Origin of the sequence: Kamptonema sp. UHCC 0994, assembly GCF_029167235.1 — a bacterium.
Classification (GTDB): domain Bacteria; phylum Cyanobacteriota; class Cyanobacteriia; order Cyanobacteriales; family Microcoleaceae; genus Kamptonema.
In genome coordinates, this window is record NZ_JARFTR010000271.1 from 41259 (window position 1) to 66313 (window position 25055).

Annotated in this window: 21 protein-coding genes; 8 read left to right on the forward strand and 13 right to left on the reverse strand. The window is 42.3% G+C overall.

The features are described 5' to 3' along the window. Window positions 1–69 precede the first annotated feature (69 nt). A complete protein-coding gene (locus PY364_RS23645; protein WP_007357323.1) occupies window positions 70–267 on the forward strand; it encodes a DUF2283 domain-containing protein in 198 nt (65 codons plus the stop codon). Window positions 268–296: 29 nt separating this feature from the next. Beyond that, window positions 297–1934 carry an acetolactate synthase large subunit gene (locus tag PY364_RS23650; RefSeq protein ID WP_275570153.1) on the forward strand — a complete coding sequence of 546 codons (1638 nt, stop codon included), beginning with the start codon at window positions 297–299 and terminating at the stop codon, window positions 1932–1934. 159 nt (window positions 1935–2093) lie between these two features. Here the strand turns inward: PY364_RS23650 and PY364_RS23655 are convergent, their stop codons facing one another. From PY364_RS23655 to PY364_RS23700, 10 genes are all read right to left on the reverse strand, one after another. After that, on the reverse strand, window positions 2094–2234 hold the full coding sequence (locus tag PY364_RS23655; RefSeq protein ID WP_275570154.1) for a hypothetical protein: 141 nt from the start codon (window positions 2232–2234) through the stop codon (window positions 2094–2096). A gap of 1 nt (window position 2235) precedes the next feature. After that, the gene (locus tag PY364_RS23660; RefSeq protein ID WP_275570155.1) at window positions 2236–5568 is read right to left on the reverse strand and encodes an EAL domain-containing protein; all 3333 of its coding nucleotides are present in this window, start codon (window positions 5566–5568) and stop codon (window positions 2236–2238) included. Window positions 5569–5854: 286 nt separating this feature from the next. Further along, window positions 5855–6445 carry a CPBP family intramembrane glutamic endopeptidase gene (locus tag PY364_RS23665; protein WP_275570156.1) on the reverse strand — a complete coding sequence of 197 codons (591 nt, stop codon included), beginning with the start codon at window positions 6443–6445 and terminating at the stop codon, window positions 5855–5857. 193 nt (window positions 6446–6638) lie between these two features. Beyond that, window positions 6639–7712 (reverse strand): DUF3326 domain-containing protein, encoded by a 1074-nt coding sequence (locus PY364_RS23670; RefSeq protein WP_275570157.1) that lies wholly within the window; start codon window positions 7710–7712, stop codon window positions 6639–6641. Next, window positions 7709–7918 (reverse strand): hypothetical protein, encoded by a 210-nt coding sequence (locus tag PY364_RS23675; protein ID WP_275570158.1) that lies wholly within the window; start codon window positions 7916–7918, stop codon window positions 7709–7711. The genes PY364_RS23670 and PY364_RS23675 overlap by 4 nt, the downstream gene beginning before the upstream one ends. Before the next feature lie 52 nt (window positions 7919–7970). Then, window positions 7971–8294, reverse strand: a complete 324-nt coding sequence (locus PY364_RS23680; protein WP_275570159.1) for a 2Fe-2S iron-sulfur cluster-binding protein — start codon at window positions 8292–8294, stop codon at window positions 7971–7973. 219 nt (window positions 8295–8513) lie between these two features. Continuing rightward, complete coding sequence (locus tag PY364_RS23685; RefSeq protein ID WP_275570160.1) at window positions 8514–9809, reverse strand: CO2 hydration protein; 1296 nt, start codon at window positions 9807–9809, stop codon at window positions 8514–8516. A gap of 86 nt (window positions 9810–9895) precedes the next feature. After that, entirely contained in the window at window positions 9896–10051 is a 156-nt protein-coding gene (locus tag PY364_RS23690; protein WP_275570161.1) for a hypothetical protein, read from the reverse strand. A 29-nt stretch (window positions 10052–10080) separates the two neighbouring features. Beyond that, the gene (locus PY364_RS23695) at window positions 10081–11571 is read right to left on the reverse strand and encodes an NADH-quinone oxidoreductase subunit M (protein ID WP_275570162.1); all 1491 of its coding nucleotides are present in this window, start codon (window positions 11569–11571) and stop codon (window positions 10081–10083) included. Window positions 11572–11767: 196 nt separating this feature from the next. Continuing rightward, the gene (locus PY364_RS23700) at window positions 11768–13633 is read right to left on the reverse strand and encodes an NAD(P)H-quinone oxidoreductase subunit F (protein WP_275570163.1); all 1866 of its coding nucleotides are present in this window, start codon (window positions 13631–13633) and stop codon (window positions 11768–11770) included. 365 nt (window positions 13634–13998) lie between these two features. On the opposite strand from PY364_RS23700, the gene PY364_RS23705 reads away from it, so the two are divergent. Continuing rightward, window positions 13999–14949, forward strand: a complete 951-nt coding sequence (locus PY364_RS23705; protein ID WP_275570164.1) for a DUF4214 domain-containing protein — start codon at window positions 13999–14001, stop codon at window positions 14947–14949. A gap of 72 nt (window positions 14950–15021) precedes the next feature. Here PY364_RS23705 and PY364_RS23710 read toward each other — a convergent pair whose 3' ends face one another. Then, the gene (locus PY364_RS23710; protein ID WP_275570165.1) at window positions 15022–16200 is read right to left on the reverse strand and encodes a GTPase; all 1179 of its coding nucleotides are present in this window, start codon (window positions 16198–16200) and stop codon (window positions 15022–15024) included. A 260-nt stretch (window positions 16201–16460) separates the two neighbouring features. On the opposite strand from PY364_RS23710, the gene PY364_RS23715 reads away from it, so the two are divergent. The 4 genes from PY364_RS23715 to PY364_RS23730 all read left to right on the forward strand — a co-directional run bounded on the left by PY364_RS23715 (window position 16461) and on the right by PY364_RS23730 (window position 21823). Beyond that, window positions 16461–18452 carry an ATP-binding protein gene (locus PY364_RS23715; RefSeq protein WP_275570166.1) on the forward strand — a complete coding sequence of 664 codons (1992 nt, stop codon included), beginning with the start codon at window positions 16461–16463 and terminating at the stop codon, window positions 18450–18452. Window positions 18453–18567: 115 nt separating this feature from the next. Then, on the forward strand, window positions 18568–20022 hold the full coding sequence (locus PY364_RS23720; RefSeq protein ID WP_275570167.1) for a response regulator: 1455 nt from the start codon (window positions 18568–18570) through the stop codon (window positions 20020–20022). A 62-nt stretch (window positions 20023–20084) separates the two neighbouring features. Further along, window positions 20085–20480 (forward strand): response regulator, encoded by a 396-nt coding sequence (locus tag PY364_RS23725; RefSeq protein WP_275570168.1) that lies wholly within the window; start codon window positions 20085–20087, stop codon window positions 20478–20480. Next, window positions 20477–21823, forward strand: a complete 1347-nt coding sequence (locus tag PY364_RS23730; RefSeq protein WP_275570169.1) for an adenylate/guanylate cyclase domain-containing protein — start codon at window positions 20477–20479, stop codon at window positions 21821–21823. The genes PY364_RS23725 and PY364_RS23730 overlap by 4 nt, the downstream gene beginning before the upstream one ends. A gap of 48 nt (window positions 21824–21871) precedes the next feature. Here the strand turns inward: PY364_RS23730 and PY364_RS23735 are convergent, their stop codons facing one another. Continuing rightward, complete coding sequence (locus PY364_RS23735; RefSeq protein WP_275570170.1) at window positions 21872–22756, reverse strand: fructosamine kinase family protein; 885 nt, start codon at window positions 22754–22756, stop codon at window positions 21872–21874. Window positions 22757–22896: 140 nt separating this feature from the next. Continuing rightward, on the reverse strand, window positions 22897–23988 hold the full coding sequence (gene leuB, locus PY364_RS23740; RefSeq protein WP_275570171.1) for a 3-isopropylmalate dehydrogenase: 1092 nt from the start codon (window positions 23986–23988) through the stop codon (window positions 22897–22899). Window positions 23989–24085: 97 nt separating this feature from the next. Here leuB and PY364_RS23745 point away from each other — a divergent pair, with 97 nt between their 5' ends. Continuing rightward, window positions 24086–24940, forward strand: a complete 855-nt coding sequence (locus tag PY364_RS23745) for a Uma2 family endonuclease (protein WP_275570172.1) — start codon at window positions 24086–24088, stop codon at window positions 24938–24940. Window positions 24941–25055: the final 115 nt, after the last annotated feature.

Here is a 25055-nt window from a genome sequence, read left to right on the forward strand (position 1 = left end):
CCTATTAGGTGGACAGTTCATGCGCTGCAAAACCTCGCAGATTCAAAGATACTTGAGAGGACTTTAGTTATGAAAGTAGCTTACGATCCAGAAACAGATTCACTGACAATTACAATGCGAGAAAGTCGGATTAAAGAAAGTGATGAAGTTTACCCAGGTGTAATTTTAGACCTGGGCTATGATGGTGAAATCGTGCGATTTGAGATTTTGTCAGCATCTAAAGTTGTCCAAAAACTCCCCCAAATTCCAGTTGTTTTAGGCGAATAAATCCCAATTTACTGAGGAGAAAAACGGAAATGAACACAGCTCAATTATTAGTGAAATGTCTCGAAAATGAAGGCGTAGAATACGTCTTCGGACTCCCTGGCGAAGAAAATCTCGAAGTTCTAGAAGCCTTGAGAAATTCTTCAATTAAGTTTATCACCACTCGCCACGAACAAGGCGCAGCCTTCATGGCTGATGTTTACGGCCGCTTAACAGGAAAAGCTGGCGTTTGTTTATCTACCTTGGGGCCAGGCGCAACTAATTTAATCACTGGCGTTGCTGATGCTGACTTAGACGGTGCTCCCCTAGTAGCAATCACTGGACAAGTCGGCACAGACAGGATGCACACACAATCTCATCAATATTTAGATTTGGTGGCAATGTTTGCTCCCGTTACTAAATGGAATGCCCAAATTGTTCGCCCCAGCATTACTCCAGAAATTGTCCGTAAAGCATTTAAACTTGCTCAGAACGAAAAACCCGGAGCAGTTCACATAGACGTACCCGAAAATATTGCTGGAATGGAGGTTGAGGGCGTTCCTCTTAACAAAGATGACCGGGAAAAAACCTATGGTGGCTTCCAGAGTATCAATAAAGCAGCAGTCGCAATTTCTAAAGCTAATAATCCCCTAATTTTAGTTGGAAATGGAGCAATTCGGGCTAATGCAAGTGCAGCTTTAACGGAATTTGCCACTCATCTGAATATCCCGGTAACTAATACTTTTATGGGCAAAGGAATGATTCCTTATACTCATCCCTTAGCCTTGTGGTCGGCGGGTTTACAAAAACGGGATCATATTAGCTGCGCTTTTGAGAATACTGATTTAGTGATTGCCATTGGCTATGACTTAATTGAGTATTCACCGAAGAAATGGAATCCTGAAGGCAAAATTCAGATTATCCACATCGGGGCCGATCCAGCAGAAATTGACAGCAGCTATATTCCGATTGTAGAAGTTTTAGGTGATATTTCTGACTCTTTGAATGAAATTTTACGGCGGACAGATCGTAAGGGAAAACCAGAGCCATTTGCCGTGCAATTACGAACTGAGATTCGTGCTGATTACGAGCGATATGCTAAAGATGACGGTTTTCCAATTAAGCCCCAAAAAATAGTTTACGACTTACGGCAGGTGATGGGGCCGGATGATATTGTTATATCAGATGTAGGCGCTCATAAAATGTGGATGGCGCGACACTATCACTGCGATCGCCCCAATACCTGTTTAATTTCTAATGGGTTTGCGGCGATGGGAATTGCGATTCCAGGCGCGATCGCAGCTAAACTTGTTTATCCCGACAGGAAAGTAGTAGCGGTAAGTGGTGACGGCGGTTTTATGATGAATTGCCAAGAGTTAGAAACAGCCCTGCGGGTAGGTACTAATTTTGTTACCCTTATCTTTAATGATGGTGGCTATGGGTTGATTGAGTGGAAGCAAGAAGATTACTTTGGCAAGTCAGCTTTCATTAAGTTTGGCAATCCAGATTTCGTGAAGTTTGCTGAAAGTATGGGGTTAAAAGGCTATCGAGTTGAAGCTGCAAGTGATTTAATTCCTATACTCAAAGAAGCTCTTGCTCAAGATGTACCTGCTGTGATTGACTGCCCTGTAGATTACCGGGAAAATGCTCTTTTTAGCAAGCACGCTGGAGATTTAAGCTGCAAAATGTAAATTAGGTAATTGGTAATTGCTAATTGGTAATTGCTAATTGCTAAGTAGCTGGACAAAAATAAAGAATGTCATTGCGAACGAAGTGAAGCAATCGCAAGGCTTTGAGATTGCTTCACTTCGTTCGCAATGACATGGCCACGTTTATTTATGTCCGACTACTTAATTGCTAATTGCTAATTGAGGAAAAATTCTCCCAGTCTCTCCTTCTTCCTTCTTCCTTCTTCCTTCTTCCTTCTTCCTTCTTCCTTCTTCCTTCTTCCTTCTTCCTTCTTCCTTCTTCCTTCTTCCTTCTTCCTTCAACTTACCATTGCATGGCAGGACTTAGCAAAGCTGTTGCTGCTTCGCTGTCAACAGGCCTAGAGAAAAAATATCCTTGACCAAATTCACATCCAAGCGATCGCAGTTGAGCAAGATGGTGGGAAGTTTCTACACCTTCCGCCACCACATCCATACCTAAACTGTGAGCTAGCATGACGATCGCACGCACGATCTCAGAATTATCGCCATCTACACCCATTCTGCTAACAAAAGACCGATCTATTTTCAATGTGTTAATTGGGAAACGGTGCAGATAGGAAAGAGAAGAATAGCCCGTGCCAAAATCATCAATACATAAATGAATTCCTAAATCTCTTAATTGCGAGAGCATCGTAACGGCTGATTCTCCATCTTCCATGACGACGCTTTCTGTAATTTCTAACTTCAAATATTGACCATCTAAACCTGTTTCATCTAATACTTGTTTGATTTGTTCTATTAAGTCAGCTTGAGCAAATTGCCTGCCTGAAAGATTCACAGCTATGGTAAGTTGAGAATTGGGAACAGGCAAATTATAGTTAGGAAGAGGTAATTTGCAACTGGGAATGGGGACATTTTGTTCCTGCGATCCTTCGTTGATGGGTTGGCAATGCCGATGCGACTGGCTGTCGCCTACGCACATTTCCAAGCCACAATCAAATAAAGTGTTATTTAATTGTGAACTAGGATGTATATCTCCAAGTTGGAACTGCTGTGACCACGATTCAAGATTAGATGTCAAACCTGTATCTCTAGATTTGATCGCAGACTGCCCTAGTGAACGAGACTTTAAACTCTTTTGCCATTTAACCATCTGACCGCAAGCTTCCCGTAGTACCCACAGCCCTAACGGTACGATCAATCCAGTTTCTTCTGCCACAGAAATAAACTCTCCGGGTGCAACTAAACCCCGCTCTGGGTGCAACCAGCGAACTAGAGCCTCGAACCCGACTACAGTACCATGACTCAGGGAAACGATCGGCTGATAGTAAAGGACAAAGGGGGAAGAAGGGGCTGAAGAAGGGGTTAGGGTATAGGGGCTAGGGGCTGAAGAAGGGGCTAGGGGAGAGGGGCTAGGGGCTAGGGAAGAATTTTCTTCTTCTCTTTCCCTAGTCTCTAGTCCCCAGTCCCCAGTCTCGTCTTCTCTTTCCCTAGTCCCTAGTCCCTGTCCCCTAGCCCCTTCTTCTCTGCAAGTAAGCTCCACAGATCGCCGTAAGTCGCTCTCCAACTGCATTAACGCTACAGCGTGGGTGTGCATAGCAGCAGCAAATACCTGATAGCGAGCTTTACCTAGAGCTTTTGCTCGATACATAGCAATGTCTGCGTCTCGCAGGATGTCTCCTGGCCACTGATATTCAGGGGTACTGAGGGCAATGCCCATGCTAGCAGTGATAGTAACTTTGTGACCTTCTAAGTTTAGGGGTTGTTCGAGGGTCTTCTGTATGCGGTTAGCTGTGGCGATCGCATCGCTGATATCTTCAATTTCCTCTAGCAGGATGATGAACTCGTCGCCCCCCAGACGCGCGACGGTATCGCCAGAGCGCAGACAACTTACTAATCGGCGTGCGATCGTGTAGAGTAGGCGATCGCCAGCCTGATGTCCTTGGCTATCATTAATCACCTTAAACCGATCCAAATCTAAAAATATGACTCCAAAGTGATAATTTGGATTGCGTTTGGCGCGAGCTAAAGCTTGTCCGAGGCGCTCCATCAACAAAGCTCGATTTGGCAATTCTGTCAAAGCATCCTGTAGAGCATCGTGAAGCAATTGATCTTCAGCCGCCTTGCGCTCAGTCACATCGTGGCAATTCACGACAATCCCTTGCACCGCCGGCTCGTCAAGCAAATTTGTCGCCACCGCCTCCAACACGCATTCCTTCCCATTTTTGTGTCGCACGCGGTACTCCGCCAACCCCAAACCTACGCCGGGGTGGTTAATTACTCCTTCCAGCACTCGGCTCACTAGATGAACTTCATCAGAATGAACCCAATTCAATACAGATTCCCCCAGCACTTCTTCCCTGGAGTAGCCTAAAATCCGCTCTTGGGAAGGCGAGACATAACGACAGATGCCATTTTCATCCACAATCAAGATAATATCTGTAGCATTTTCAATCAGGGATCTGAATCTTTGTTCGCTTTGGCGGAGTTCTTGTTCTGTACGTTTGCGATCGGTAATATTTGTTGAGATACCAATTAGTCCCACAATTTTGCCAACAGCATCCTTAATCGCGTCTGCACGCATTAAAACCTGGATAATACGGCCGGTGCGAGTCTGCTTAGTGACTTCACCAAGCCAAGAATTACCGCTCATAATCGTTGTCAGGACATCCTCAGCAACGGCTCGATCTGCAAAGACAATCGGTATACCGCCAGCGGCATTAAATTCCTCTACGGTTTCGTATTCAAATAACTCTGAGAAGGCCTGATTTTGATAGATGTGAGTACCTGTAGCATCAGCCATCCCGATTGCGTCGCTGGAACTTTCCACAGCTTTGCGCTTGAGCATTAGTGATTCTTCTGCTAGCTTGCGATCGGTAATATCAATCCCAATCGTGAAGGCTGCCGTGCCGTTATTGTACTTTTGAGCCACAATCAGATAGTGTCGCAGACTCGGCCCGTTTTCTGTTTGCACCGTTGCAGTCATTTCTTGTATTGCTTCGGTTTGCGATCTGGCAAAAAAAGAGCGTACAAAGTGACAAAATTCAGAACTTGAACCTAGAAATCCGATGTCTTTGCCAGCAAATGCCTCTGGAGACAAGCCGTAAAGTCTAGCTAAATGGTGGTTAACTCCTAGGTAGCGTAAATCTGAGCTAATCCAAGAAACTATTCCCGGTACTGCTTCTAAAATTGTTTGTAATTGAGATTTTGCTTGCTGTAGGGATTCCTGGGCTTCTATGCGGTACGAGATATCTGATTGTACGCCGATGAAGTGAGTTAATTTGTCATTGTTGTCCCGGACGGGAGAAATTGCCAGTTTGTTCCAGAAAGCCGTTCCGTCTTTACGGTAATTTTTTAATACTACTTGGCAAGAACGCTCTTCGCGTAAAGCGTTGCGAAGTTCTGCTATCGCCGCTGGATCTGTATCTGGGCCTTGCAAAAAGCGGCAATTTTTCCCCTCTATTTCTGCTTGGGAATAGCCTGTTATTTGCTCGAAGGCGGGATTGCAGTAGATAATAGGACAGTCTGGCAGTCTGGCATCAGCGATGACGATGCCATTGTTGGAGGCGGCGATCGCGCGATCGCGCACCCGTAGCGCCTCTGAAACTGAAGAGCGATCGCTAACATCTTTGTTGTTATCTAAATTAGAGAGTAACCGCTCTTGTCTATCTCGCATTACCCCAACCTTTAACCGAAAGTTAAAAATTTCTCTGCTTTTCTTACTTTACAGTAAAACTGGCTGAAATCTTCTGTGTTGTAACATCACTATCTTTGCGGTCAAAAAACCGCCTCGACGGCGGCGTTACAAAAAGTTTTGCGTAATTCCTAATAAGAATAATTATTCATTAAGCAAATCTTTCTTGCCTCTTCCTTCCTCCTTCTTCCTTCTTCCCTCCTCCTTCTTCCTTCTTCCCTCCTCCTTCTTCCTTCTTCCTTCTTCCTTCTTCCCTCTTCCTTCTTCCTTATTTAAACCCTTTGCTTTCCAGTTTCCAAATGCAGCTAGAAATTAAATTTGTGCAGATATGAGCTACAATTGGCACTAATAAATTACCCGTCTCTAAAGCACTATATCCAAGTAAAAATCCCACAGCCGTTGCCCAAACTGCATAGGGCCATTGTTGCCAACCTCCCAAGTGCAAAATGCCAAAGAAAAAACTAGATAATACTAAGGCAATAATATTAGACCCGAAAGCAGGCAACATTACACCTCGAAATAGTAATTCTTCACTCATTCCAGGTAGAAGTCCCAGCCAAATTAAGTCAGGCCAAAACAGGGGTTTAAGCACTAATTCTAAGTAAGTGTCTGCACTACGGCGATAAGCTGGCCATAAGCGGTAGATGATTGTACTTGCACCTGTAATTGTGATGCCGATCGCTAGCCCCCAAATTAAGGCTAAAGGTGTTAACTTGACAGGTAACAGGGAAACAGATCCAAATTGCAGCCACAACTTAGCAACAGTCAGCAAAATCACTGCTGTCACTCCCATTGCTACTAGAATTTGAGTGCGTGTTAAGGGTTCGAGTTCGGGGTTGTTAGGAAGTTGTTCTGGCACTTTGGAAGAAGGGACTAGGGGCTAGGGACTAGGGAAAGAGAGAGGGAGAGGGTAGAAGGGGAGATGGGGAGGATGGGGAAGGTAAGTAGGAGGGATTAGCAATTAGCCATTAGCCATTACCAATTACCAATTACCAATTACCAATTACCAATTACCAATTACCAATTAGCAATTAGCCATTAGCAATTAGCCATTAGCAATTAGCCTGAATAGATAGACGACTTAAGGGGGAGATTTCGGGGCGTAGAATAGCTGGATTAATTCCGGCTCTGTGAGCTACTAATACTCCTAATGCTTCTAAATATGAGTTTACCTGTAAAGCTTTAATTCCTAACTTCTCTGGGGTAGCTTGCATTTGGGTTTGATTTTCGCCGACGGCGATAATTTGCACTGCCGATCGCTGACTTAGACTTAGGATAGCACTACCGCCGCAAGCTGTTGCAGGTACTACTACTGCATCTATGCGATCGGCAGTTATTGGGGACTGGGTAAATTTTCCCTCGGTGACAAATTGGGGGGCTTGACTTAATCCCGCAAGTATGCAAGGTAGGAAAGTATAACCGATTTCTTCGGCTGCCGATCGCGGCGAAATCTGCGAATCTAGGGGAAGTGGTAACAGGGCGGGGGCGTGGGCACAAGGAATTTGAAAGGTTTTGACGATTAAATGGCTGATTACGGCTTCCGCCCCGGCTAGGGGGTCAACTCCTTGGCCATACCTGTATTGTTGCAATTGCGTGCTACCTTCGTCGTCGGGAAATCTGGCAACAACTGCGATCGCTTCCACTTTTGCTGTTTTAATCAGTGCTTCTGCTGCCCGTAGTAAACTGTCGGGATTGGCGATCATACCCCATGATGCCCCAGAATTAGAGATGCGTAACTCTACCTTCAGAGGGATATCTGTGACCACATAATCCGTAATATTAATACCTAATGTTGCTCTAGCAGCATCCGCAGCTTGTAAGTGGCGCAGTTGCAAGTCTGCTTCCATGCCTGAGTCGAGGATTAAACCGATGCGGTTTTGATGAACGGGCTGCAAACCCCAGCACCCAGAGGCAAATTTGTCAAGTGCATAGCCTTCGACATAGAGAGCGTTAGGTAAGGGCCAATACAACTGAGCGCCGTTGAGAACGTTGGGGTGAGTAATCAGTGTATCGCAAATTTGGGCGATCGCTCTGGCCACTGGTAGCGCATCACCAGCATAGCCCCCAATGGACGCGCCAACCCCTGTGGGGACAATCAAAACCACTGTAAAAGGGCGTAACTTCACGCCGTAACAGAGGTTTCAACTTCTACTTTTGTCCCCTCCACCAGCACATAGCCTTCAATCGTAGCCTTTTGCCGTGCCACATCAACGTCTGTGACAGCCCAGCGCAGGGGTTCCCCTTGTTTTTGGAGTTCCGCCTCAATTGCTGCGTGCAACTCTTCCGCAGTTTCCGGGAGGTCAATTTCTGCGGTAATGAAATGGGTTGTCATGGAAGGCTCCATAGTATTTGCAACCTTTAGGGGTTCAGTTGTTGATTCTAGCTTACTTTGAGGATTGACCGAATTGGCGATTGTACACAATCTCTTCCTTTTCTGTTTCAATTTTCAAGTTAGAGCGAGGATAGGCGACGCACAGCAAGACAAATCCTTCTTTCTGAAGTTCAGGACTTACCCCCATACAATCATCTTGCTCAACTTTACCTTCGATAACTTGAGCAGCACAAGTGGTACAGACTCCTGCATTGCAAGAATTTGGCAAGTCTAGGCCAGCTTTATCCGCAGCGACAAGAATTTTTTGATCTTCTGGCACTTCTATGGTATAGCTCTTGCCTTGGTGGAGAATTTCTACGGTGTAAGTGTTGGACATAATTAATCATTCGTAAGCCTCAAATTATTGTACAGCTCAAGAGCAGAAAAATGAACAGAAATTAAGCACCACGCTTGGTAACGCCGCCCTCTGGGCGGTATCCTCACCGCCCAGAGGGCGGCGTTACAGATACTTAGACTTGTTAGTCAATATTGATATTTTTGGGAGGTTTCAGTTGGTCTGCTTTCAAGATTTTGGGCCCAGATTTCTAGAAAGATACTAGCGATAATCCTGTCGCTGAATATCTCGCAAACGAGCTTCTGGACGCTTAAATCGATCCATTTGAGCCTCAAAGAAACGGCGATTAGCCATTAAATTCGCAGGATTTGGATCGTCCAAAGGATATGAAGTAACCGTCCGCAAAGCTTGAATTACAGCCGAAGTTACATTATACATCGACCGCTGAAAAGTAATCCCTAATTGGATTAACATATCATCTTCGCGCCGGCAATGTTGGCGATAGTAATCCACCAAATAAGGCGGTAAAAAATGTAACATATCCTGCATCAACAATGTTGGTGGAATCCCCGCAGTTCCTACGGGAAAAACATCAGCATAAAGAATGCCATAATGGAAATCTTTTTGCTCATCAGGAACCTGTTTTGCCTGAGCATTATAAGACTTTGTACCCCGAAAAGGTGAAGTGCGATAAAAAACCGCTTCCACATAAGGAAGTGCCGCTTCATGCAGCCAGGTAAAACCCTTTGATTTCGGAATAATTTCGTAGCATTCCCCGCGAATGTAAACATGATGGTAAATAGGGCGGTTAGCTACCGCAAAAATCCCATTTACTAGAAAATTCATTGCATCTGGGACACCTTTAAATCCTCCTTCATCATAGATATCTGACATTTCAAAGAAAACCGGAGCCATCACTTCCCAAAACAAGCCTAAATTTGAGAAGTAAGACATCTGACGGCACTGTTCCAAAAACATATCTGGAAACAGTTTATAAAGCGCCATCATCGGCGGATTGTATGTGAAATAAGCCTTAATGGCTTTGTCAGCATTCGCCTTATATTCTGGGCTTTCCAGATAATCGTTAAATCCCCCGCCCATGCCTTGATGCCAAAGCATCGAACGCATACATTCTTCGGCGAATTCCATATTAATGCGGTCGTGCCACAAGTGATGAAATAAAGTCGGCATTTTGCCGATTTCGCCCTTCTCCATAAATGCCAAAAGTTCTGGGTGTGCCGTAGCCGGGCCGCGCCAAACCCGCAAATCTGCATCATCACCAGCGTAGTGATTGTGCAAATCTAAATACTCCTGGGGGATGAAGTATTTAAAGAAGGGAAATGGGTCTAAAAATACGCGCTCAGCAATATAAAGTAAATCCCGCCAGTAGAAATCCATCGGTACAGCATAAGCTTTGTAAATGCCGATGATTTGCATGAGATTTTCTGGGGTATCTGGCAGCATTGACCCGCCCGCTTCTAATCTGTGAATGACTTCGGCAAATTCATGCTTAGAAGGCGGAATTATTGTTGTGGATTTAACAGGATTTTGTACCATTTTTGTTTCCCTTTGAATGTCAACTTGAAAATTTTAGTTATGGCTTACGCAAAACTATCCGTAACGCCGCCATCCTGGCGGTATCTTTACCGCCTAGAAGGCGGCGTTACGTAATAACCAACCATGAACCAAATACTTATTTTTCCGTCAATAGCATCCCATAGTAAAAAGGGGGCAATTGCTGCACGAAAAATTACTAAGGAAAGGGGAATATATTTGAGCATTATTGGTTCATTGTTCATAGCTATTTCCTTCTTCCTTCTTGCTTCTGTTAGTGAATAGCTACTTGAGAATTGTCTGTAACTGGAAGCGTTGTAACTATCGCATTTGTCGTGGCTTCAGTCCAACGGACTAACCAAGTAGGCTGCACTCCTAAAAAGAAAATTGTTACTACCAAAATCAGTGCCGGGATGGTTTCAGCCAACTTAACTTTTGGATAGTAAGCTAGCTTATTATCCAGTTTACCAAAACAAGTACGATTGAGCAGAATCACAAAATAAACTGCCGTTAAACCAGAGGCAATTATGCACAGCAAAGTCTCGATTGGAAAGGCGGAAAAACATCCTTGAAATACCAGAAATTCTGCGATGAATCCTACTAAACCTGGAATACCAGCACTTGCCATTCCACCTATAACTAGCAGAGCACTAATTAATGGTAAACCCCGAATTGGGTTCATTAAACCGTTGAGAATATCTAAATCGCGAGTGCCAACTTTAGTTTCAATTACACCTACTAAATAAAACAGCAAAGCCAAAATTAAACCGTGACTAACCATTTGGGCAACAGCGCCCACCATTGCTAATTTTGTGCCTGCGGCTGCGGCTACTAAAATATAGCCCATGTGACCGATAGAACTGTAGGCAACCATGCGCTTAATGTCTTTTTGCGCGATCGCACTCAAAGCCCCATAAAGTACGCTGAAAGTCCCAATAATTGCCAACCAAGGAGCAACTATTGTCCAAGCTTCAGGAAACATTTGTAAACCAAATCGGATTAAGCCATAGGTTCCCAATTTGGCGAGAATACCGCCTAACATAATTACAACTGGTGTGGAAGATTCCACATAGGCATCTGGTAGCCAAGTGTGTAAGGGAACTAAGGGAATTTTGATACCTAATCCGACTAACAAAACTGTTAGCAGTATTAGTTGTGTCTTCAAAGATAGTCCTTGAGTTGCGATCGCATCGTAATCGAAATTAGCAGAACCTGTCAGCCAAGCTACGCCCAAGAAAGCGGCCAAAACTAGAATCCCGGAAACAGCAGTGTAGAGCAGAAACTTAATCGCTGCGTACTCCCGTTTCTTGCCTCCCCAAATAGCAATTAAGAGGTAAAAAGGGATCAATTCTAGTTCATAAAACAAGACAAACAGGAGCAAATTTTGAGCGATAAAAGCTCCTGCAACCCCAGCATTAATTACTAGCAACAAAGGATAGTAAAGCCGGGGGCGTTCTATCGCATCACCGCTACCATAGATCACAATTGCTGTCAGAAAACTGCTTAAAGCTACCAGGGGCATTGATAAGCCGTCAACTCCCAATTTATAGCTCAAACCTAATTGGGGAATCCAAGGTAAATATTCTTGAAACTGTAATCCTGAAGCAGTTAAATCAAATTGGGTCAATAGCCAGACAGTCCACAGAAAGATAGCAGCAGCGAAAGCTAATGCTAGGTAACGCAATCTGTTTGCAGTTTGGTTTCCTGGTAAAAATCCGACGACAGCGGCACCCAAAATGGGCAACCAAAGTAATGTACTGAGCATAGTTTCAGTTTGGTTTGTAATGTATGATATTAAGCTGCGGACTAGCATGGCCGGGGCGGGTTTATAAAATTTGTTGGTACTTATGTAATATCTAGGCGAACCCGCCCCTACACAATTTAACAAGATACAAGTCCAATCGTTAATTGTTAAATTTAAGATTTAAGATTTTAAATTACATCTCAAATCTCAAATCCCATTAACCGCCAACTATTAGCGAAAGCCGAGACAAGATTGGCAAAGTTAGTAACAGTATCAAGCCAGCGACTCCAATCAAAATTGTCAGAGCATAAAACTGAGTTTGACCGGAAACGTTGTACTTTAAACTTTGTCCGCTGAAAACAGTTGCTAAACCTACAAAGTTTACCAAGCCATCAACGAGAAAGCGGTCAATCCAGAAGATGATTTTTGATACTAGATCCACCACAAATACGATGCTGACGCGGTAAAGTTGAGCGGTGTAAAGGTCATTAGCAAAAAAGTTTTGCAATCCTTGGGAACCTAAGCGCACTGGTTTGGCAATGTTGTCATTTAGGTAAACAAATACTCCGCTACCAAAACCGATGGCTGTTGAGGCGATTAATAAGCCAGCAATGACTATATTAATGTTTGCCCCAACTGGCAATAATTGCCACTGAATTAACATCAGGGGGACGTGCAAGGTAAAGCCCATTAAAATTACCATTGGCAAGATAAAGGGCCAATGTAATTCGGGCGATCGCGCTGTCATTGCTGTCCTTGGTTTGCCGCCAAAAATTAGGCTAAACTCCCGCGTTAAACTGAAAGCGGTTAAGCCATTTACGGCTAAAACAACTAAAAATAGCCAATTTCCATCATTCCACAGGCGATCGCACATTTTCAGCATTGACCAAAAGCAGCCAAAGGGTGGTACTGCTACTAATGCGGCTGCGCCCACCACAAAGGCTATTCCCGATATTGGCCGCCGCGACCACAGACCGCCCATTTGGGTAAGATCCTGAGTGATGTTATTCCAAATAATGTTGCCAGTGCTCATCACCAGCAGACTCATGGCGAAAGCGTAGGTAAATAGCAGTGTTAGCGCTGTCTCGGTTTGCTGCGTACCCACCGCGATAAACACCAAACCCATGTAAGCGCTGACGGAGTAAGATAGAGCGCGTTTGGTGTCAATTTGCGCGATCGCAATTAAGGAAGCGCCCACAGCAGTCACTCCCCCCACAAAAATCATCGCTGCCACACCCACAGGGGACAATGCAATCACTGGTTGCAACTTAATTAGCACCCAAGCCCCCGTTGACACTACGACAGTGTTACGCAAAATCGTCGCAGGCATGGGGCCTTCCATCGCCTCGTCTAGCCACAGGTGCAAGGGAAACTGAGCGCATTTGCCCATCGGCCCAGCGATTAAAGCTAAACTCAACAGCGTGGCGACTGTGGGATCGATAGTTGCAGTCTTGGCCCATGCTGCCAACTCGGTAAAATTCCAAGTTCCAGCCATTGGTAAAAGGGCAACCACTCCCATCAGCAAAATTAAATCTCCCACCCGCTTTGTTAAGAAAGCATCGCGGGCACCGGTCACTACTAAAGACTGGTTAAACCACAACCCAATTAATAGATATGTACCTAAAGTGAGAATTTCCAGAATGATGTAGCTGAAAAACAGAGAATTGCACAACGTCAGGCTGCACATCCCCGCTTCAAACAGTCCCAGCATGGAATAAAACCGCGCCCAACCCCAATCCATCTCCATGTAGCCGACAGCGAAAATTTGAGCAATCAGGTTCAAGCCTGTGACCAAAACTGTTGCACCGACAGTGATTGAAGAGATTTCGAGGGGAATAGTCAAGTCTAGGCCAGCTACGTTCAACCAAGGTATCAGGATTTGCTGTGACGGCTGGTTCCAAGTCGCAGACAAAGCTAGTATCCCGTGTACAAAAGCGATAAAGGTCAGGAGCCCATTCACGTAGCCCGCAGGTCGGGGCCCTGTGAGGCGGGTGATTCCGGGAAACCACAGTGCAGATAAGACTGCACCGATGAGGGGATAGCAGGGTATCAACCAAACGGTCTGGAGGAAGATTTGGGCCATTGGCATTACCTGTCAAGGGTTACAAAAAGTTAAAAATCTGAGAATCAGCCTGAGTTGCGATCGCAAAAGCAGGCGCATCAGAATATTGTTCTTAATTTTAGATTAAGTTTTGCCTTACTTTTTCATCTTTGATTAGACAAATTTGTAATGACCCCACTAAATTTCGCTTATATATAACATTTGCTTATACAATATGAAATCAGCATTAATCTTGCTGCTTAAACAAAGGTCAAAATCTTTTTCTGAAATAACTAATTGCAATTTCTGGCCAGTTTACTAATAGATCGGTGCGCTTTTATCTGGAAACTTTAAGTATAGAAATAACGTCTGCTTGTGAGTAAAGTTGTCACCTTTATATATTTGCCATGAACAATCAATCTTTTTTACAAGTAACTAGCCAACTCAAAAATGAAGATTTTTTAGAAAAAGTTTACTGTACTTATTTAAAACGAGATTCTGATATTCAAGGGAAAAAATTTTTTCTTTCTCAATTAGAGAATGACAAAATTACACGACCGGAAATCCTCACATCATTCTTGACTTCACCGGAGTTTCATTTGATACATAACTGGGAAAAAAGTATTTTAGAAATGCCGGATTTGGAAATCATTTTATATCATGTACCTAAAACAGCAGGCACAACTTTTTTCATAGCTTTAGTACAGGTTTATGGTGCAGAGAAAATTGCTGGTTACTTGAACGAAAGGATAGTATTAAGTGAAGGTGTAGAACCCAAAACAATTAAGGCGATACAAGGTCATGTGCCTGCAAGAAAGTATTTCCGTCCTGGTAAGGCTAAAGAAATAATTTGGTTAAGGCATCCCATCCAACGATTAATTTCATTATATTGTTATTGGCTAAGTACGCCACCTGCTGAAGAGGGGAATAATTATCAAAGTTATCTACGAGAAAATAACCTAAATATTGTGGAGTTTGCCCAGATTCCTGAGATCCGCAATGAAATGTCTACCTATATTGGAGGACGCAATTTAACAGATTTTTATTTTGTGGGTATCCAAGAATTTTTTAAAGATGATTTAATAGATTTAGCAAAAATGTTGAATTGGCCAGAATTTCAAATAACTTATGAGAACAAAAATAAACATCAAGACTATAACTTTTTGCTGAGAAGTATTCAAGCTGACAGCAATATCATGAAACAACTGATAGCGCTGAATAGTGAAGATTTAAGGTTGTATCAAACTGCATTAGATATGAGACTTAAGCGAAAGCAGTCCAATAAGCAAGTCCAAAACTTGGAAATTGCTGGGATGGGCTGTAATACTACGTCTGGAAAATGGCGTTACATAGAGTAATTATCCGAAATTAAGTGCTTGGTGCGATCGCTGATATTAAAACATATAGGAACTTAAGACTTACGCACGAATTCAATCGCCCTCAATATTTATATTTTTCGGAGGTTTAGGTTGGTCTTCTTTCAAAGTTTTACGCCCCGATTCTAGATAATCTTTGTATAAATCAACAAACATTTTACTGAGATCGGATAAAGAAATCTTTTCTCCATTGATTTGAGCTTTAATATAAGCCTTCAGCACTTCAATGTAAGCTAAACCGAGAGCAAGTGTTAAAGTTGCGGCCGTTGCGCCAGAAATCGCACCTCCGACTACAGTACCCGCACCAGGGATCATTTTAAGTAAATTAGTGACAATATTTCTACCAACCGCCGTAACTCCGCTTGCACCTGTAATTGTGGAAAACATAGCAGAGATAAAGCCTTTATCAAAGGGCAATCCAAAGATGACAGTAATGTTAGCAATCATCGCTGTTTGGACAGTAACAAGTAGTGGTGCATCTGCAAAAGGTATGGGAGTTGCACCAATAATGGCAGAACCAGTAACATAACCAGTTACATACTTAAAAGCTATATCTGCTTTGAGAGCTATACTCGCAATTTGCTCTTTAACAAATGCTTTTTTAGCTACTTCTGGCAGTAACTGAAATGTATAATTTACTAAACGGTCTAAACTGTGTGCTTTAATAGTGTAGTCGTCGTCAAGTTCTTCTGGTTCTGCCAGCACTGGTATGATTTGGCTCACGGGCAAATTCATGCGATCTAATACTTTGAAAAACTCACTCGGTTTTTTAGTTGCTGTCTGAGTAAGTACCAAGATCGTTGGCACATCTTTAATTTCAAGTTCTTTAAGCCAGCTTTCTTCAACAGGCTCTATTCTATTTGTTCCGTGATTGATGCAGTACCAAACGACGTGAATGTGTTCTACTGGGTGTAGCAGTCTTTGGTCATCAATTAGTTTATCAACATTTAGCTGAACAATTTTAATTTGTTCTGCATTTAGCTCTAATCCTGGGGTATCATAGACGGTTATGGGACAATTAGGCTTAGTATATTGGCGAATTCCTTGGGTAATCGGTCTTCCGACACCTGTTTCTGCTAAGCGATCGCGAAAAACTGCGTTGATGAGGGTGCTTTTCCCTACGCCGGTTTTGCCGATGACTAAAACGTTACACTGTCCGACTTGATTTTCGGCTTCTGTAAAGGCGGCAAAACTTTTGTTCAAGAGTTCGTCGAAGGAAAAATCTTCTGACATGGCTTTGCTCCGAGAATGGCGATCGCTCATATTAAAACATACCACAAAGGCGAGAGCTTTTGCTACAATGGTGCGCCAAGGTTTAATCTACTTAAGACTTACGCACCGATCGTAACGCCGCCCTCTGGGCGGTGAATTTAAATTATGAGGGCGGCGTTACAAATACTTTTTCGGAAGTCTTACTACTATTTCAATACTAGGTTTAGCATCTACTTATTCAATCGAAAGCAAGTAATCTCAAAATCAATAAAACACCGATTATGAACAATCAAAAACTGATTCCTGATAACGAAACTGGGCGTTTGAAGGCACTTCAACGTTATGAAATTTTGGATACACGCCCAGAGGGTACTTTTGACCGAGTTACTGCAATTGTCGCTCGACTATTGCAAGTTCCTATTGCTGTTGTTAGCTTAGTAGATAAGAATCGGATTTGGTTTAAGTCGCGTCATGGTTTAGATGTTCAGCAAATTGACCGTTCCCCAGGTTTATGTGCATCAGCAATTCTTTCTCCTGATATCTACGTGATTACAGATGCGAGTAAAGATGAACGTTCTGCGGCAAATTCCCTTGTAACTAGCGACTTCGGATTACGCTTTTATGTTGGAGCTCCACTGCAAACTCACGACGGCTATAGCTTGGGAACTTTATGTGCGATTAGCAAACAACCACGAGCTATTTCTCCGCAGGAAATGGAAATTTTAAATGACTTAGCTGGAATAGTCATGGATGAAATGGAACTCCGTATTGCTGCTAGAAAAGTCGATGGGTTAAACACCGAATTAGCCGAAGCCAAAGAGAAAGCCGAAGTTGCCAACGAAGCTAAAAGCATATTTCTTGCTAACATGAGTCACGAATTGCGATCGCCTCTTAACGCGATTTTGGGTTTTTCCCAAGTAATGACTCGGAGCAAAAGTTTACCATCAGAACACATAGAAAATGTCGGGATTATTAGCCGCAGCGGCGAACATTTACTCTCTTTGATTAACAATGTTTTAGATTTATCTAAAATTGAAGCCGGGCACACCACCCTCAACGAAAAAAACTTCGACCTTTATCGTCTACTAGATGACTTGGAAGATATGTTTCATCTAAAAGCAGACGATCGACGTTTACAGTTACTTTTCGAGCGCAGTCCCGATGTTCCTCGCTATGTGCGGACTGATGAAGTTAAACTGCGCCAAATCTTAATTAACTTACTTAATAACGCCCTTAAATTTACCCAAGAAGGCGGCGTTTCAGTTAGAGTAGTAACCGATAGCGTATCATTAGTCACGGGTAAAGCAAGCAAACAAATCACAAATGACGCGGAAAAAATCACCCTTCGCTTTGAAGTCGAAGACTCTGGCCCTGGAATTGCCTCAGAAGAATTAGACACGCTATTTGAAGCTTTTGTACAAACTCAAATAGGTAAAGAATCACAGGAAGGCACGGGTTTAGGATTACCAATTAGTCGTAAATTTGTGCAGTTAATGGGAGGGGATATCACTGTCAGCAGTGAGCTGGGAAGCGGTAGTAATTTCAAGTTTAATATTCAAGTCAGCATCGTTGATGCCAAGGAAATTGAGAGCAAACAATTGGCACGGCGAGCGATCGCTTTAGAGCCAAATCAACCGCAATATCGAATTTTGATTGTTGATGACAAACCGCTTAATCGCCAACTGCTAATTCAATTGCTTAATCCTTTTGGTTTTGTCTTGAAAGAAGCGATAAATGGCAAAGAAGCGTTAGAAATTGCAGATAGTTGGGAACCTCACTTAATCTGGATGGATATGAGGATGCCAGTGATGGATGGCTACGAAGCAACAAAACAGATTAAAGGTAGCACCAAAGGTCAAGCAATAGCAATTATTGCTCTAACCGCAAGTGTTTTAGAGGAAGAAAGGGCTGTCATTCTGTCAGCGGGTTGCGATGATTTTATGCGGAAGCCATTCCGCGAGGCAGATATTTTTGCTGCCATTGAGAAACACATTGGCGTACATTTTATTTACGAAGAATCTAGTGCTAAAAGTTCCGAAAATCAGTCTAAGAGCAATAGTCAAGATGCTCTTAACTCGTCGATTTTGGCATTACCTAGCGAATTATTGGCTAATTTGTTAGAAGCTGTAAAGTTTTCGGACATGATGAAAGTTGATAGCTATATTGAAGAGATTGGCGCTCATAATCATGGGCTAGCTGAAGTGCTGGGAAGTTTAGCGCATAATTTTGAGTATGACAAAATAGCGCTCTTAATTGAACAGGTGAAGAAATAATCAAAGATATGTAGTTGCGCTAAAGCGCAAAGACAGCGCAACTACATACCTAAAAATCAACCCCTGTATTGTGAAATTGCGGAAGTTTTTTTACTGTAAATCTAACTTTAAGGACATGAATAACTCTCTCATAATTCACCAGAAAGCTGATATCTTAGTTGTTGACGATATTCCAGAAAATCTACGTCTTTTAGCAGGAATATTAGCGGAGCAAGGATACCGAATTAGACCTGCAAAGGATGGGATTCAAGCTTTGTCTATTGCTCAAAATATTCCTATCGATCTGATTTTACTGGACATTATGATGCCAGGAATGAATGGTTATGAAGTTTGCCAAAAGCTAAAAGCAGACGAAATGACTTGTGATATTCCAGTAATTTTTATCAGTGCAATTAATGAAGTGCTAGATAAAGTCAAAGCTTTTGCTGTGGGTGGAGTTGATTACATTACTAAACCTTTCCAAGCCGAAGAAGTATTGGCTCGTGTTGAAACACAATGTCAAATGCGTTTTCTGCAAAAGAATCTTAAACAAAATAATGAGATTCTGAGTCAGAAAAATGAGGAATTAACTACAATTTTAAAACAACTGCAAGCTACCCAACAAGAACTAATTCAATCCGAAAAAATGGCAACTTTAGGACAACTGGTTGCTAGCATTGCCCATGAAGTTAATACCCCATTGGGTGCAATTCGTTCTTCAGTGGGCAATATGTCTAAATATTTGGCTGAAACCTTTGCTGAATTGCCGACAATAATTCGCACTCTTTCTCCAGAAGAACTAGAAATTTTCTTTACTCTGGTAGAGCGATCTATTCACAAAAACTCAACAATTTCTCTGAAGGAATCTCGGAAGTTAAAACGAGAATTAATTAGACAAATGGAAACTGAAAAAATTGGTAATTGTGATGTCATTGCTGATACTTTGATTGACATGGAAATCTATCAAGATATTATACCATTTTTCCCCTTGTTAAAACTTCCTGATAGCCGAAATATTCTAGAAATTGCATACAATCTTTCTGGACTACAAAGAAGTACACAAATTATCTATACTGCTACGGAACGCGCGACAAAAGTTGTGTTTGCCTTAAAAACTTATGCTCATTACGACGAGACCGGTAAACGCATCAAAGCTAGTGTAATTCAAGGTATTGATACCGTCTTAACGCTATATCAAAATTCGCTAAAACAAGGAGTAAGTGTTATCCGTAACTATGTAGACTTATCCTCATTTTACTGTTATCCAGATGAACTGAATCAAGTTTGGACAAATATTGTCCATAATGCTATACAAGCAATGGATAATCGCGGTACACTAACCATTGATGTTACTCACGCAGAACAACAAGCAAAAATTAGCATTACTGATAGCGGTTCGGGAATTTTACCAGAAATCATTCCCCGCATCTTTGAACCCTTCTTTACCACCAAACCCCCTGGAGAAGGTAGTGGCTTAGGACTGGATATAGTCAAGAAAATAGTGGAAAAACATCAAGGAAAAATTGAAGCCGAATCCGTTCCTGGAAAAACTACTTTTACCGTTTTCCTTCCCATGAATCTCAAACAATAGATTCATTTTTCTATGATTAAGCTCAATCAATTATCAACCATTATCCATTATCTATTGCCATCATGTCTAAACCATTCATTTTATGTGTCGATGATGAAAAAGTTGTGTTGCAGAGTCTCAAAGCACAACTGAGAAAAGCCTTTGGTGATGCTTATAGTTATGAAATTGCCGAAAATGCAACTGATGCTCTAGATTTAATTGATGAACTGAACGACGAAGATATTAGTATTCTTTTAATTATTTCAGATTGGCTGATGCCAGGAATGAAAGGAGATGAATTTCTGATTCGTGTCCATGAAAAATTCCCTAAAATTGTGAAAATAATGCTCACCGGTCAAGCTGACGATCTTGCTATTAAGCGGGCTCAGAAATCAGCAAATCTCTATCGGTGCTTATTTAAGCCTTGGTCAGAAGTTGAGTTAATAGAAGCCATTAAATCTGGTTTAGAAAAACCATGAGTAAAAATGTAATTATCTGTGTTGATGATGAATTAACTATCCTCACAAGTCTAAAAGCAGAACTCAGAAAAGCTTTAAGTAGTGACTACATCATTGAAATTGCCGAAGGAGGTGAAGATGCGTTAGAACTCCTGAAGGAATTAATAGCAAATGATTATGAAATTCCTCTGATTATTTCTGACTATGTGATGCCGGAGATGAAGGGAGATGAATTATTGAGACGAGTCCACGATCTTTCTCCCAAAACCTTGAAAGTGATGCTTACAGGTCAAGCAACGATTGAAGCAGTAGCCAATGCAGTGAAGTATGCAAAACTCTACCGTTATCTTGCTAAACCTTGGCAGAATGAAGACTTAATCTTAACTGTCACAGAAGCGATATATAGCTATCAACAAGATAGAAATATTACTAAAAAAAATGCTCAGCTTGTGCGAATGAACCAGGAGTTGAAAAAGTTAACACTTGAACAATCTAAGTTGATTGCTGAACTTCACAAAAAAGAGCGGCATTTGCAAGAACTCAATGAGTCTTTCTTACGTTTTGTTCCGCGTCAGTTTCTCCAGTTATTAGACAAATCTAGTATTCTTGATATTCAATTAGGCGATCAGATTCAACAGGAAATTTCTGTGTTATTTTCGGATATTCGAGATTTTACCAGCTTATCAGAAAAAATGACTCCGCAAGATAATTTTAAATTTATTAATAGCTATTTATCATGGATGGAACCGCCAATCGTGGAAAATAATGGATTTATTGATAAATATATTGGCGATGCGATTATGGCTTTATTTAATGGTAACGTAGATCATGCAGTCAATGCAGGGATTGCGATGCTGCAAGCACTCGCGGAATATAATATGACTTATCACAATCCCGATCTTCCACCCATCAAGATTGGGATTGGAATTAATACAGGAATATCAATGCTAGGAATAGTGGGAGGAAAATCTCGGATGGATGGAACTGTCATCGGAGATACGGTAAATGTAGCCTCAAGAATTGAAGAATTAACGAAACACTATGGTGTACCATTACTGATTAGCGATTGCACCTATTTTGAATTACAAAAACCTGAAGCTTACTCTGTCCGCTTTATTGGTCAGGCTAAGGTCAAGGGTAAAGTGGAATTAGTGGGAGTCTATGAAGTTTTTGATGCGGACTCTCCCCCACTAAGAGATGCTAAATTTGCCACTAAAACCAAATTTGAACAAGCTCTGATTTTTTGTCACCAAAAGGAGTTTAAAGAAGCAGCAAAATTGTTGCAAGAGTGTCTACAAAAAACTGGGCCAGATACAGTGGCTCAAATCTATTTAGAGCGCTGTCAGCAAGCATTAATAACGTAACTATTTAATGCTGTGAGTGGTTTTGAATACGCTAAATTATAGCATTTTCTAGCGCAATAACTGATTAATCATCTGATTTGATTGTGACTCATAACTCCCGCCAAACAAATTAAAGTGATTCAAAATGTGATAAAGATTATATAGAATCTTCCTCCTCTCATAACCTCCCTCTAAGGGCCAAACATCATTATATCCCCGATAAAATGCCGCCGAAAAGCCGCCAAATAACTCTGTCATCGCGATATCAACTTCTCGATCTCCCCAATAGGATGCTGGATCGAAAATTACGGGTTCTCCTGTAGATGTTACCCCTGCATTCCCCCCCCACAAATCGCCGTGAACTAGGGAAGGTTGCGGTTTATGACTTGCTAACAAATCAGGAATTACTGCTAATAAACGTTCCCCTTGGGGAAAATGACCGCCTCGACGTTTAGCTAATTTTAACTGATAACCAATCCGATGTTCTGCCCAAAAATCAGCCCAATTTGCCATCCAAGTATTAATCTGTGGCGTTGAACCAATCGTATTATTAATATCCCCACCAAAATCACCTTTTAACAAAGTAGAACTAGACGGATTGTATTGGTGCATAGCCGCTAATTTGCGCCCCATCTCTTCCCAAGTTTTATTATCGCCACGCCCGCCTAAATCTAACCATTCCAACACAATATAAGCAGAATTTCCCTCAGTTCCCCAACAAATCGGTTGAGGAACCCGAATTGTCTGGCTATCCCACATTTGCTGCAATCCTAATGCTTCCGCCTCAAACATTGCTACTTGTGATGCTTGATTTAATTTTACAAAATAGTTGCGGGAACCGTCGCTGATTTCATACCCTTGATTAATACATCCACCACTAACTGAACGGCGGTTATCTATCTGAAATTTCTCTCTTGTTACTTCGGTAATTTGTGTAGCAATGTTATTCCACATAAAGTATCAAATTTATGGATAAGTTGCAATTAATGGTTCCCTCGCGGGGTGGGGGCGGGTTTTTTAGTCTTTGGGTATTATTTAAAAGCTATTGGCTAACCCGCCCCTATAGGTTGTGACAATAGTATTAAGAGATCGGGTTACAAACTCTTCTTCAATTCCGTAATTAAAGCCTCTCCCATTTCCCGACAACCTACCAGTTTCATGCCTTCTGATTTAATATCGCCAGTGCGATAGCCTTGTTCTAAAACTTGCACCACTGCCTTTTCAATTTTATCGGCAGCAATAGGTTGATTTAAGGCGTAACGAAGCATCATTGCTGCACTTAAAACTTGTGCCAAAGGATTAGCTTTATCCTGTCCGGCGATATCTGGTGCAGAACCGTGAACGGGTTCAAATACGCCGGGGCTAGATGCACCTAAACTCGCAGATGGTAACATTCCAATACTGCCAGTTAACATGGCAGCAGCATCGGAGAGAATGTCTCCAAAAAGGTTGCTAGTGACGATAGTATCAAACTGTTTTGGCCATCGAATTAACTGCATGGCGGCGTTGTCAACATAGAGGTGAGAAAGTTCGACTTCGGGATATTCTTTAGCTAATTCAGTGATGCGATCGCGCCACAATTGCGATACATCTAAGACATTAGCTTTATCAACTGAACACAATTTTTTACCCCGTTTCATGGCAGTTTCAAACCCCACCCGCCCAATACGGTCGATTTCTGATTCTGTATAAGCCATCGTATTCACGCCGCGTTTCTCTCCTGTTTCCGTTTCAAAAATACCCTTGGGTTTACCAAAGTAAATGCCGCCAGTAAGTTCGCGGATGACCATAATATCAACACCTTCGACTACTTCTCGCTTCAAGCTGGAAGCATCAACTAATTGCGGTAAAATTGTGGCGGGACGCAAATTAGCAAATAATTCTAAACCTGCCCTTAATCCTAACAATCCTGTTTCTGGGCGTTGGTGGCGAGGTAGATTATCCCACTTGTAACCGCCAATTGCTGCTAATAATACCGCATCGCTAATGCGGCAAACTTCCAAAGTTTCATCGGGTAGCGGATTGCCTGTCGCGTCGATAGCAACTCCACCCATTAATGCTTCTTGGAATTCAAAGCTAAGGTCTAATTGTTGGCCAACAAGTTTGAGGACATCTACCGCCACTGCCATAATTTCAGGGCCAATGCCGTCGCCTGGTAAAAGAGTAATGCGGTAGTTCTGAGTCATATCAATTTGAGATAGATGTGGACGAAAATTATTGTGTAATCCAAGAGATTCTCACAAGGTTATAATTATATCAGCATAAGTAAACTAAGAATTCATTATGACATTCCCAACTTACCCGCCTCCTCAAGCTGAACCGCCTCTTGACCCTCGACAGAGTTTGCCAACGATGTACGATTTACCTAGCGAAGACCCAAAGGAACCCGGTGTGCCTGATACCTTTCACATAGACCAACCGCAACTCTTAGAATTTACGTTTTTACCGCCGAATTGGGATGCGGAGCAAGTGTTTACAGCTAGCGATCTTAATTTATACTATGATGTGGATCATTCGCGCTGGCATAAACGCCCTGATTGGTTTGCTGCGGTGGGCGTACCAAGGCTTTATGAGGGTCGCGATATGCGTTTGAGTTATGTGGTTTGGCAAGAGCGAGTAAATCCATTTGTTGTGGTGGAATTGCTGTCGCCGGGAACTGAAGATGAAGATTTGGGCCGCACGGTTCAACGGCTAGGAGAACCGCCAACTAAGTGGCAAGTTTACGAACAAATTTTGCGGATTCCCTACTATTTTGTTTTCAGTCGCTATACGGATGAATTTCAAGCTTTTCACTTGGTTGGAGGTCATTATGAACGGGCAGAATTAATTTCTGGACGGTTATTGATTCCTGAGTTGCAGTTGAGTTTAGGTTGGTGGCGAGGCACTTATAAAAGTATGAACCGTTTATGGCTGCGGTGGTTTACGGCCGAAGGAAATATGATTTTAAGTCCGAGTGAGAGAGCAACTGTAGCGGAACGGCAACTGATAGAATCTCAACAGCAAACGATCGCAGCTCAAGAAAGAGCTACGGAAGCTCAAGAAAGAGCTACGGAAGCTCAAGAAAGAGCTACGGAAGCTCAAGAAAGAGCGGAACGTCTAGCAGCGAAGTTGCGCGAGTTGGGGATCGATCCAGAGTAGTTGACTGGGATAGGATTTAGGCAAAGAAACCGGGTTTGTGAGAAAAATTAAGATTTGGAAACTAGATATCTAAATCAAAACCCGGTTTCTGACCTAGACAATTCTTTGAAATTTT